8 protein-coding genes are annotated in these 11,814 nt (G+C 69.5%); 2 read left to right on the top strand and 6 right to left on the bottom strand.

Features of this window, described 5'->3' with window-relative positions; translation table 11 throughout:
* Positions 1-65 precede the first annotated feature (65 nt).
* On the bottom strand, positions 66-254 hold the full coding sequence (locus ACFTZB_RS15565) for a hypothetical protein (RefSeq protein ID WP_015888783.1): 189 nt from the start codon (positions 252-254) through the stop codon (positions 66-68).
* Between the two features lie 60 nt (positions 255-314).
* Between ACFTZB_RS15565 and ACFTZB_RS15560 the strand changes: the two genes are divergently transcribed.
* The gene (locus ACFTZB_RS15560) at positions 315-2,633 is read left to right on the top strand and encodes a helicase-associated domain-containing protein (protein WP_378432719.1); all 2,319 of its coding nucleotides are present in this window, start codon (positions 315-317) and stop codon (positions 2,631-2,633) included.
* Between the two features lie 147 nt (positions 2,634-2,780).
* Positions 2,781-3,764 carry an alpha/beta hydrolase gene (locus ACFTZB_RS15555; protein WP_378432718.1) on the top strand — a complete coding sequence of 328 codons (984 nt, stop codon included), beginning with the start codon at positions 2,781-2,783 and terminating at the stop codon, positions 3,762-3,764.
* Positions 3,765-3,800: 36 nt separating this feature from the next.
* On the opposite strand, the gene ACFTZB_RS15550 is transcribed toward ACFTZB_RS15555, so the two are convergent.
* The 5 genes from ACFTZB_RS15550 to ACFTZB_RS15530 are packed head-to-tail and all read right to left on the bottom strand — an operon-like array spanning position 3,801 to position 11,560.
* A complete protein-coding gene (locus tag ACFTZB_RS15550; RefSeq protein WP_378432716.1) occupies positions 3,801-7,556 on the bottom strand; it encodes an ABC transporter ATP-binding protein in 3,756 nt (1,251 codons plus the stop codon).
* Positions 7,553-8,914, bottom strand: a complete 1,362-nt coding sequence (locus tag ACFTZB_RS15545; RefSeq protein WP_378432715.1) for an LLM class flavin-dependent oxidoreductase — start codon at positions 8,912-8,914, stop codon at positions 7,553-7,555. Before ACFTZB_RS15545 ends, ACFTZB_RS15550 begins: the two co-directional genes overlap by 4 nt.
* Positions 8,915-8,925: 11 nt before the next feature.
* Complete coding sequence (locus ACFTZB_RS15540) at positions 8,926-9,657, bottom strand: ABC transporter ATP-binding protein (RefSeq protein ID WP_378432714.1); 732 nt, start codon at positions 9,655-9,657, stop codon at positions 8,926-8,928.
* A complete protein-coding gene (locus tag ACFTZB_RS15535; RefSeq protein ID WP_378432713.1) occupies positions 9,633-10,496 on the bottom strand; it encodes an ABC transporter permease in 864 nt (287 codons plus the stop codon). The genes ACFTZB_RS15540 and ACFTZB_RS15535 overlap by 25 nt, the downstream gene beginning before the upstream one ends.
* On the bottom strand, positions 10,493-11,560 hold the full coding sequence (locus ACFTZB_RS15530; protein WP_378432712.1) for a PhnD/SsuA/transferrin family substrate-binding protein: 1,068 nt from the start codon (positions 11,558-11,560) through the stop codon (positions 10,493-10,495). The genes ACFTZB_RS15535 and ACFTZB_RS15530 overlap by 4 nt, the downstream gene beginning before the upstream one ends.
* Positions 11,561-11,814: the final 254 nt, after the last annotated feature.

The following is an 11,814-nucleotide window of genomic DNA, read 5'->3' as shown; positions in this document are numbered from 1 at the left end:
GTCAGTTGTGTATACGTGACAGGCCCTGCACCGATCCGGTGCAGGGCCCCTCTTCTGTCGCGTGGTCAGCGGTTGATCACCGTGTGCGGGTGCGCGTACGGCAACGATTCCGCCGGCAACGGGAACTCGGTGTCCTCGCCGAACGGGGACAATCCGCCCGCACGGGTCGACGACAGTTCGGTCACGGCGTGATCTCCATCGGCGGTTTCGGGCCACCCTGGATCCACGTACTGCTTCTTCGAATTGTTAGCCACGGTGCCATTTTGACAGGAGCATTCGGCGACGTACAGCCCAGGTCTCTAATCTGATAGTCGATGACCGACACCGACGACACCACCGCGAGCACCAACGGCACCGCAGTCTCCCCGCGCGGCGCCGCGACGCTCGCGGACTGGCTGGCCGCGCGCAGCGACGCCGAACTGACGGATCTGCTCCGCAGGCGCCCCGACCTCGCGGTCCCGCCTCCGGCCACGATCGTCGTCCTCGCCGGCCGCGCCGAGCAACGGGCCTCGGTCGCCCGTGCGGCCGACAACCTCACGTCCCTGGACTTCGGTGTCCTCGAACTCCTGGCGCTCGAGCGTGCCGACGAGGTGCCCGTGCCCCGGGCCACCCTGCAGGAGGCGGTGGGGTCGCGGGCGACGAAGAAGACCGTCGACGCCACCCTGGACGGCCTGCGGTCCGTCGGGATCGTCTGGGGCGACAAGACGTCGCTGCGGATCGTTCCCGCGGTCGTGGCCACCATCCCGTGGCGCGTCGGCCGCAGCGCCGAACCCGTCGAGACGCTCGACGAGGCCGGGATCGCGTCGGCGCTGGCGGGACTGCAGACCGCCGAACGGGACATCCTCGAGACCCTGGCGAAGTCGAGTTCGATCGGACGGACCAGGGACGCGGCTCCCGGGACACCCCCCGACCGTCCCGTTCAGCGACTCCTCGCCGCCGGGCTGTTGCGGTGGATCGACGACGAGACCGTCGAATTGCCGTTCCAGGTGCGGCAGGTCCTGCGCGGGGAGGCCGTCTTCGACCCCACCTCGCTGGCCGCGCCCGGCGTGACGGGCCGCAAACACAAGCCCGCCGACATCAACGCCGCCGCCGCCGGTGAGGCTCTCGAGCTGGTTCGCCACTGCGAGGACGTCGTCAAGGCGCTCGGCGAGGCCCCGGCACCGGCGCTGCGGGCGGGTGGTCTCGGGGTCCGGGAACTGCGGCGGATCGCCAAGACGTCCGGCATCGACGAGAACCGGCTGAGCCTGCTCGTCGAACTGTTGTCGGCCGCCGGACTGATCGCCAGCGGCACCCCCGACCCGGCGCCGACGTCCGACACCGGGGAGAACTACTGGGCCCCGACCGCCGCGGTCGACAACTGGCTGACCTCCCCGGTCGCCCGGCGGTGGCATGCACTGGCCGCGGCGTGGCTGGAACTGCCGCGCATGGCGTGGTTCATCGGCATGCGCGACGCCAACGACAAACCGGTCGCCGCGCTGTCCGAGGAGGTGCGCGCGCCGTCCGCGCCGCGGGACCGGCAGGCGATCCTCGGGCTGCTGGCCGAACTCGGCAGCGGGCACTCGGCCGACCCCGCCGAGGTCAGTCGCCTCCTGGCCTGGCGCCGACCCCGCTGGGGGGCCCGGCTCCGGGTCCACGCGGTGGAACGCACCCTCGAGGAGGCCGCGACACTCGGACTCGTCGCCCGCGGCGCACTCAGTTCGCCCGGACGTGCGCTCCTCCACGGCGGCGACGCCGAGGCCGAGATGCACGCATCGCTGCCCGAACCCGTCGACCACGTTCTCGTCCAGGCCGACCTCACCGTCGTCGCCCCGGGACCGCTGACCCCGGACCTACTGGAACAGATCACGCTCGTCGCGGACATCGAGTCCGCCGGTGCGGCGTCGATGTACCGGATCAGCGAGGACAGCGTGCGACGCGCCCTCGACGTCGGGATGACGGCGGCGGAACTGCACAGCCTCTTCGCGACGCGGTCGCGCACCCCCGTCCCGCAGTCGCTGTCGTATCTGATCGACGACGTCGCGCGGCGGCACGGCCGGCTCCGGGCCGGTGTCGCGGCGTCGTTCGTCCGCTGCGAGGATCCGACGCTGCTCGCGGAGGTCCTGGCGTCGCCGGTGGCCGCCGCCCTGGCTTTGCGCGCGCTGGCGCCGACGGTGGCGGTGTCGCAGGCACCGCTGCGGGAAGTGCTGGGCGAACTGCGGGCCGCCGGGTTCGCGCCGGCGGGCGAGGACTCGTCCGGCGCCCTCGTCGACCTGCGCCCGCGCGGCGCCCGCGTCCTGACCCGGCGCAAGGCCCCCGCGAGCCGCACCCCGGCCGTCGCGACCGATGCCCAACTCGACGCGGTCGTCCGGACGTTGCGCGCCGGTGACCTGGCGGCGTCGGCCAAGGGTTCCGGCAGCATCCGGTCCGACGGGTCGCGGGCCAGCAGCGCCGCGACCATCGCCCTCCTCAACGCCGCGGCGCGCGAACGCTCCAGCGTGACGATCGGTTACGTCGACGCGCAGGGTGTGGCGACGCATCGCATCGTCGATCCCGTCAGCGTCGGCGGCGGCCAACTCGACGCCTTCGACCCGGCGAGCGGCGCGGTCCGCCGATTCACCCTGCACCGCATCACGTCGGTCGCCAGGGTCGACTGACCCGTGAGTACTTGTGAACCGCGGGACGTTAACAAGTACTCACAGGTCGGATAACGATTCTGCGCAAACGCCGAGGAATTCCGGGCCGCGCAATACCGTGTTGCTGGTATGTACCTGGCCGGGGACGACTTACCAGGAGGCAGAACCATGGGTGTCACAGCAACGAAGCCGTTACACGGTTGGTTACGAGGCGTCGTCCGGCTGATGATTGCGGTGGTGATCCTGCCTCTCGCGTTCGTCCTCGTCGGCGGCGGGACGGCGTCCGCGGACCCGTACAGCCGGCTGCGCGAACACTGGGTCGACGCACCCGGCGGTGTCGGGCAGATCAAGATCCGCATGTGGCTCGCGAACAACGGCAGCAACAAGGCCCTCTACCTCCTCGACGGCCTCCGCGCGACCAACGACGTCAGCGGCTGGGAACACGAGACCAACGCCGCGTGGCTGTCCGATCACGGGATCACCGTGGTCGAGCCGGTCGGCGGGCAGTCCAGTTTCTACACGGACTGGTACGCGCCCAGCAACACCAACAACCAGCCGTACACGTACAAGTGGGAGTCGTTTCTCACCCAGAATCTGCCCGACTTCCTGGCGAACAATTACGGCATCAGCCGCACCAGCAACGCCATCGCCGGACTGTCGATGGGTGGCAACGCGGCGTTGATCCTCGCTGCCTACCATCGCGACCAGTTCACGTTCGCCGGGTCGATGTCGGGGTATCTGAACCTGTCGGCGCCGGGCATGCGTGAGGCGATCCGCATCGCGATGCTCGACTCCGGTGGCTACAACGCCGACTGCATGTGGGGCCCGCCGTGGGATCCCGCATGGCTGCGGAACGACCCGTTCGTCGCCGCTCCCCTCATGCGCGGGCTGCCGATGTGGATCTCGGCGGGGGCAGGCCTCCCCGGACCGCACGATCAGCCGCAGTCCGCGATCGACGTCTTCAACGTCGGCACCGGCATGGGTCTGGAGGCCATCGCGCTCGCCCAGAACCGGGCGTTCCAGGTGCGGCTCGACACCCTCGGCATCGGTGCGCACTACGACTTCCCGGCGACAGGGACCCACAGCTGGGGCTACTGGCAGGACCAGCTGTGGGCCATGCTCCCGATGATGAAGGCGTCGATCGGCGCATAAGCCTCCGGCCCGTGAGTACTTGTTAACCGCCCGCGGTTAAGAAGTACTCACGGGTGGCGAAGCCGCATAGGCCTCCCAGAGTTCCCGGTAGACGCCGCCCCGGTCCAGCAACTCGTCGTGCGTTCCGACTTCCGCGACCCTGCCGCCGTCGAGGACCACCACCCGGTCGGCTCGCGCCGCGGTGCTCAACCGGTGCGCCACGACGACGGTGGTGCGCCGCCGGGACAGGTTCTCGGTCGCGCGGCGGACCCGGTCCTCCGTGGCCAGGTCGAGTGAGGCGGTGGCCTCGTCCAGCAGCAGGATGTCGGGGTCCACCAGTTCGGCCCGGGCCAGTGCCAGCAGCTGTCGTTGTCCGGCCGACAGGTTGCGCCCGTGTTCCCCGATCGGTTGCAGGTATCCGAGAGCCAGCCCGGACACCATGTCGTGGGCGCCGACGGCCCTGCTGGCGGCCTCGACCTCCACGTCCGTCGCGTCGGGGCGCCCGTAGGCGACGGCGTCGCGGACGGTGGCGCCGAACAGGTGCGGTTCCTGCGGGACGACGCCGAGTCGCTGCCGGAACGACGCGAGGTCCAGGGCGCGGGTGTCGATGCCGTCGACGCGCACCGCCCCCGCGGTGGGGTCGTAGAAGCGGGCGAGCAACTTGAGCACCGTCGACTTTCCCGCGCCGGTCTGACCGACGAGGGCGATCGTCTCGCCCGGCTCGATGTGAAGCTCCACCCCTCGCAGCGCCTCACCCTTGCCGGACTCGTACGCGAAGTGGACGTCGTCGAACACGATGCCGCCGCGGATGCGGTCGAGGACGATCGGTTCGCCGGCCTGCGGTGTGGTGGTCGGAGTCCGCATCAGTCCTCGCAGCCGCTCCAGCCCGATGACCGCCTGCTGGTAGCCGTCGAACACCTGCGAAAGCTGTTGCACGGGAGCGAAGAACAGTTCGACGTACAGCACGAACGCGATCAGTGTTCCGACGGTGAGGGTTCCGGTATGGATCCGCGCGGTCCCCGCCGCGAGCACGAGCCCGGTCGCGACCACGGACAGGAATTCGACGAACGGGAAGTACAGCGCCATGTACCGCTGGGCCCGGAGCCGCGACTCCCGGAAGTCCCATGCCCGCCGGGCGAACTGGGCCGCGTTGTAGTCCTCGCGCCGAAATGCCTGTGTGACGCGGATGTTCGTCACGTTCTCCTGCAGGTAGGCGTTGACGATTCCGACGCGGTCGCGGGCCTCGGCGTACGCGGGCACCGACTTCCGGCGGAACACGACGGTGGCGGCGACGAGGACGGGCACGACGAGTACCAGCACGAGCGCGAGTTCCGCGTCGATCACCAGCAGTGCCACCAACACACCGGAGATGGTGAGCCCGCTGACGACCGCGGTGGCCAGACCTGTCTGCAGGAAGTTGGACAGGCTGTCGACGTCGGTGGTCATGCGGGTCATGATCCGGCCGGCCAGTTCCCGCTCGTAGTACTGCAGACCGAGCCGCTGCAGTTGCGCGAACGTCTTGACCCGCAACGTGTACAGGAGCCGCTCACCGGTACGTCCGGTCACCCGGGTCTGGGCGACGTTGACGGCCCAGTCGAGCAGCACCACGATCACGGTCGCGGCCGCCGCGAGCAGCAGCAGGTCGCGGGCGCCCTGCAGCACTCCGCGATCCACCCCGGTGCGTACGAGGACGGGCACCGCGATCTGCGCGACGGCGTCCAATCCGACCAGCACCAGTCCCGCGACCAGTGGCAGCACGAGGGGCCGCAGCAGTGAGCCGAGCCCGAACGCCGGGTCGGCGGCCCGGGCCTCGTCGGCGGCGACGTCCGGGTCTCCGGTGAGCGGTGGCAGGTCGTCGAGCCGGTCCATCACGTCGGGTCCGGGTGGTGCCGACGACAGGATTCCCCCTGCCGCGCCTCCGCGCGACGGTCCGCTGGCACCGGCCGCCGCGGTCGCGAAAGCCGCTGCGGCCCTGGCGTCGAACACCCCGGACGCCTCGTCGCCGTCCTCCCGGCGCCACAGTTCGGCGGTGACGCCGTCGACGTCCGGCAGCGGCGGCGACGGGTCGGGGGCGGCGACGTCGTCCGCACTCGACAGCAGCGCGCGGAACAGCGGGCACCGTTCGTCGAGTTCGGCGCTCGTCCCCACGTCGACGATGCGGCCGTCCGCCAGCACCGCGATGCGGTCGGCCAGGGCGAGCGTCGACCGGCGGTGCGCGATGATCAGGGTGGTCCGCTCGCGGGTGGCGACGCGCAGTTCGTGATGGACGGCGGCCTCGACCCGGGCGTCGACCGCCGAGGTCGCATCGTCGAGCACCAGGATCCGCGGATCGGGTACCAGTGCCCGGGCGAGGGCGATGCGCTGCCGCTGACCACCCGACAACGTCACCCCCTGCTCCCCCACAACGGTGTCGAGGCCGTCCGGCAGCGCGTCGACGAATTCCTCCGCCTGCACCACGCGCAGTGCGTCACGCACCGTTGCCTCGTCGACGTCCGGCCTGCCGTACGAGACGTTCGCGCGAATGGTCTCGGACATCAGGTAGCTGTCTTCGAAGACGACGCCGAGCGCGGAGCGCAGCGATTCGAGCGACAGCCTGCGGGTGTCGATCCCCCCGACGGTGACCGCACCCGCATCGGCGTCGTAGAGCCGCGGAACGAGCATGGCCAGAGTCGATTTGCCCGATCCGGCGGCACCGACCACTGCCACGGTCTCGCCGGGGGCGATTCGCAGCGACAGCCCGTCGAGCAGCCGGTTCGACGGGTCGTAGCCGAAAGCCACGTCGTCGAATTCCACCGCGAGAGGCCCGTCCGGCAGGACCATGGCGTCGGGTGCGGTGGTCACGGCCGGCGCGTTGTCGATCACCTCACGGACACGTTCGACGCTCGCGCGCCCCTGCTGGCTCACGGTCAGCAGGGTGGCGAGTTGACGGACGGGCGAGGCGAACGCCGCCAGGTACGTGGTGAAGGCGACGAACGTGCCCAGCGACAGTGTGCCGTGCAGCGCCAGCCACCCGCCGAGGGCCAGCACGAGGGCCTGCCCGAGCATCGGGACCGCCTGCAGTGCCGGGTTGTACCGGCTGGTGAGCCGTGCGACGCGCAGCCGGGACCGGAACAGCTCGCCTGCCCGCTTCTCGAGGTCTTCGAGTTCGCGGTGCTCCTGGCCGAATCCCTTGACGACGCGCACCCCGGTGACGGCGGCTTCCACTCCGCCCGCCACGACGGCCGCCTGTTCCTGCGCGTGCCAGTTGGCGGGGAACAGGTCGACGCGGCTGCGCAGGGAGATGAACCACAGCGCGGGCAGCACGGCGAGGGCGACGAGGGTGAGGATCGGCGACAGCACGGCCATCACGGCCAGTGAGATCACGAACATCAGCAGGTTCCCCGCCATGTGCGGCAGCAACTGCAGCAGCATCTGGATCAGCGTGATGTCCGAGATCGACCGGCTCACCACCTGTCCCGTCTGCAGACCGTCCTGTTTGACGCCGTCCAGCCGCAGCAGGGATCGGAAGGCGTCGCCCCGCAGGTCGTACTGCACGCCGAGGGACAGCTGCCCGGAGCGGTACCGCCGCGTGTAGGCGGCGGCGAAGCGGATGGCCGCGAGGGCGACGAGCACCGCGATCCACGGCGCCAGCGCATGATTCGTGTCGACCGCGGCGTTGTCGATCACGTGCCGGACGGCCAGCGGGATGGTGGCGGTGGCCGCGGCCGCCACCGCCGCTGCGCCGTACGCGAGAACGAGATTGCGGCGCTGGCGCAGACAGTAACCGAACAGATACCGCAGCCAGCCGGTGTTCTCCGGAGCTTCCGTCGTCACTGCGCAGACACCAGCGTGGAATCCTTCTCGACCGCAAACTGATTCGCGGGCCGCGGCAGACCGTAGTGCCCCCGCAGCGTGGTCTCGGTGTAGTCGGTGCGGAACAGTCCGCGTTCCTGCAGGATCGGGACCACGGAGTCGACGAACTTCTCCAGCCCGGACGGCAGGACGGCGGGCATGATGTTGAACCCGTCGGCGGCGCCGTTGCGGAACCAGTGCTCGATCGTGTCGGCCACCTGGACCGGAGTGCCCGCGAACGTGCGGTGACCGCGACCGCCACCGAGCCGCCCGATCAGCTGCCGGACGGTGAGCTTCTCCCGGCGGGCGAGGTCCACGATCAGCGTGTACCGGCTCTTCGCGCCCTCGATCTCGTCCTCGGACGGCAGGTCGTCGGGCAGTTCCTCGTCGAGCGGGAGTTGCTCGGGTTCGAGATTGAACCGCTGCGCCAACTGCTTCCGGGCGTATTCCGGCGAGATCAGCCGCTCCAGTTCGGCCTCGAGTTCGCGGGCCTCCTCCTCGGTGTCCGCGATGACCGGCACGATGCCGGGCAGGATCAGCACCTGTTCCGGGTCCCTTCCCACTGCCGCGACGCGGTCCTTGACGTCCGCGTAGAACGCCTTCCCCTCGTCCAGGGTGGGCTGGGCGGTGAAGATGGCCTCCGAGTAGCGGGCGGCGAAATCCTTTCCGTCCTCTGACGATCCCGCCTGCACGAGCAACGGGTATCCCTGCGGCGACCGCGGCACGTTGAGCGGTCCCCGCACCTTTAAGAACCGGCCCTCGTGTTCGATGACGTGGACCTTGGCGGAGTCGGCGTGGATCGCGACGTCCTTGTCCGCGACGATGGCGTCGTCCTCCCAGCTGTCCCACAACTTGGTGGACACCTCGACGAATTCCGCGGCCCGCTCGTAGCGACTGCGGTGGGCGGGGGTGTCGTCGAGCCCGAAGTTCTGCGCCGCGTCGGCGCCGGCGGTGGTGACGATGTTCCAGCCGGCGCGGCCGCTGCTGACGAAGTCGAGGGACGCGAACCGCCGCGCCAGGTTGTACGGCTCGTTGTAACTGGTCGACGCGGTCGCGATCAGGCCGATCTTCTCGGTGGCCGCGGAGATCGCGGTGAGGATGATGGTCGGCTCCAGCTTGCCGCTCGGCCTGCGTTCCGGGTTGCTGAACAGCACCGGGCTGTCGGCGAGGAACACCGAGTCGAACTTTCCGCGTTCGGCGGTCTGCGCCAGCGAGATGTAGTGCTTGATGTCGAGGTTGGCGTTCGGGTCGCTCTCGGGCAGGCGCCAGGCTGCCTCGTGGTGTCCGATCGCCATCAGGAATGCGTTGAGATGCAGCCGGCGCTGGGGTGACGAACTCATGGTGTAACTCCTCACTGTGCCGCTACCTCGACGCCGAGGGCGCCGAGCAGCGTATTGCGAAACTCGTGGAACCTGCTGTCGCCGAGCGCTCTCGGCCTCGGAATGTCGACGATCTCGTCGACGACGATCTGCCCGCGGTCGAGGACGAGCACCCGGTCGGCGAGCGCGATCGCCTCGTCGACGTCGTGGGTGACGAGCAGGACGGTGGGGCGGTGGCGGCGGATCAATTCCTGCAGCAGCGCGTGCATCTTGATCCGGGTCAGCGCGTCGAGGGCGCCGAACGGCTCGTCGGCGAGGAACAACTGGGGCTCGCGGACCAGCGCCCGCGCCAGCGCCACCCGCTGCTGTTCACCGCCGGACAATTCACTGGGCCATGCCTTCTCACGGCCGGCCAGCCCCACCTCCGCGAGAGCGGAGGCACCCCTGCTCGTGCCGGCGCGGCCCAGCCCGAGCGTCACGTTGTCGAGCACCCGCAGCCACGGCAGCAGCCGTGAGTCCTGAAACGCCACCGACACTTCCGCGGGCACGGTGAGCGTTCCGCCGCGGCCCTCGACGTCGTAGTCGAGGCCCGCGAGCGCGCGCAGCAGCGTGCTCTTGCCGGACCCGCTCTTGCCGAGCAGCGCCACGAACTGGCCTTCGGGGATGTCGAGGTCCAGGTGGTCGAGCACGGTCTTGTCCCCGAATCCACGGACGAGGGATCGCACCTGCACGGCGGGTTCTATCCTGCGAGTGTCTTGCGCCATGACAGCGAACGCCTTTCGATGTAGCGGAGGACGGCGTCGGACAGCAGACCGAAGATGCCGTAGACGGCGAGCCCCACGAGAATCACGTCGGACTGTCCGTAGTTCTGCGCGTTGTACATCATCTTCCCCAGACCGGTCACCGCGTTGATCCCCTCGACGACGATGAGGGTGAGCCAGGCACCGGTCACAGAGAGACGCAGTCCGAGAAAGAATCCCGGCATCGCACCCGGCAGCACCACCTTGCGGATGAACGTGGCGCGCGACAGCCCGAGGACCTCGGCGAGTTCGACGTACCGGTTGTCGATCGACGTCAGCGAGTTGTGTGTCTGGATGTACATGTGGACGACGACGCCGAGCGCGATGATCACGATCTTGAACGTCTCGCCGATGCCGAGCCAGAGGATCAGCAGCGGGATCAGGCCGAGCGTCGGAATGGCCCGTTTGAGCTGGATCGGCCCGTCGATCAGGGCGTCACCGGAACGCGTCAGTCCGGCGGCGACGGCCAGCGCCGTCCCGATCACCACGCCGAACGCGAACCCGACGGCGGCGCGGCTCAACGACGCGGCGATGTGCTCCTGCAGGATGCCGGTGGAGATCAGCTCGACGGCCGTGGTCACCACCGTCCACGGCGCGGACAGCTTCCGCGGGTCGATGAGGCCCGCCAGACTGCCCACCGCCCACACCGCGAGGAGGAGCAGCACCCCGGCCAGCCGGGAGAACGGGAAACCTTTGCGCAGGCCCAGTCGCCGGATCGGCCGCTCGGCGGCGCCGGACCCGCTTGCACCGGCGGCGGTCGTGCGCGCCGGTACGGCTGCGGGCGCGGAGAGAATACTGGTCATCGCTGCACACCGCCTCGGTACTCGGCCGGCACGGCGTCGGCGGCGATGTTCTCGAATCGGCGGTCGAACAGCTCGTTGGCGTCGAACTCACTGAAGTAGCCGGCGTCGGAGAGCAATTGGACGGTGTCCTGCGTCCACTCGACGGCCGCGTCCCAGTTGACCGGGTACGACGGCCGCTGCCCGACCGACGCGACGATGCGCTTGCCGTCCTCGGCCGACACCTGTTCGCTCTCCACGTAGTACTTCTGGATCCACGCGTCCTGGTTCTCCCACGCCCAGATCTCCCCGCGCGCCCAGAACGGAATGAACGCCTTGATCGCCGCAGCCTTGGCCGGATCCTGCAGGACCTCCACCGGTGCCCAGAGCACGGTGAGCGCGTCCACGGCGTCGGTCTGCAACGCCTTCGCTCCGTCCGGACCGTACTGGTTCAGGTACTTCGTCACCGTCGGCTCCGACAGCGGCGCGACGTCCACCTGCTTCGACTGCAGCGCGGTGAGGAACTGCGGGCTGGGCAATTCGACGAGCTGGACGTCTTTCGTGGTCAGGCCCTGCGCCTTCAGCGTTCGCAGGATCACCACACCCTGCGCCTGGCCGGGCGAGAACGCGATCTTCTTGCCCCGCAGGTCCGGCAGTGCCGCGATGTCCGTGCCGGGGGCGGTGGCCAGCACGTACTGCGGCTGTTCCTTCTCCCGGACCGCGACGATCTTCGCGTCGAGCCCCGTGGCGTGCGCCTGGATCGGCGGGATCGCGGCGTTGGTGGCCAGGTCGACCGCGTTGCCGCGGAAGGCCTGGATCACGTCGGGTCCGGCACTGACGTCCGGCCAGTCCGACACGGTGAACGGGAGATCGGCGATCTGGTCGGTCGCCTCGAGCTGCAACCGGGTGGTCTTGATCGACACACTGAGCGAGGTTCCCTCCGGAACCTGATCGGGCACAGCATCATCGAGCGCGAGCCCGCCGGAGGAACCGGAGGAGCAGGACGCGAGCCCGAGCGCCACGACGCCGGCGAAGGCGGCGCGCGTGAGGCGCCGGTACCCGGAGGAAGACACGAGTGAACTGGACATGATTGATCCTTCGAAGGATGTGGTCTCCGGTCGGGCACCCCGGACGCAGAACGTCGGGTGCCACGCAGGAGCGAGAAAGGAAGAACGGAACGATGTTTCGGCAGACGTCAGGCCGGAGACGTCAGACGCGACCCGGTCGCGTGCGGCGACAACAGGACCCGGAGCGACACGAGGTGGTACGCACGCTGTCCGCCGTAGAGGTGTTCACACCAATATCCTTGCGATCCAGCGTAATCCCCGTCAACATTGCTTCC

It is taken from the genome of Rhodococcus sp. NPDC057014, assembly GCF_042673295.1.
Lineage (GTDB): Bacteria > Actinomycetota > Actinomycetes > Mycobacteriales > Mycobacteriaceae > Rhodococcus_F.
The sequence above is the reverse complement of the archived record's forward strand: the minus strand, read 5'-3'. Positions and strand labels throughout refer to the sequence as shown.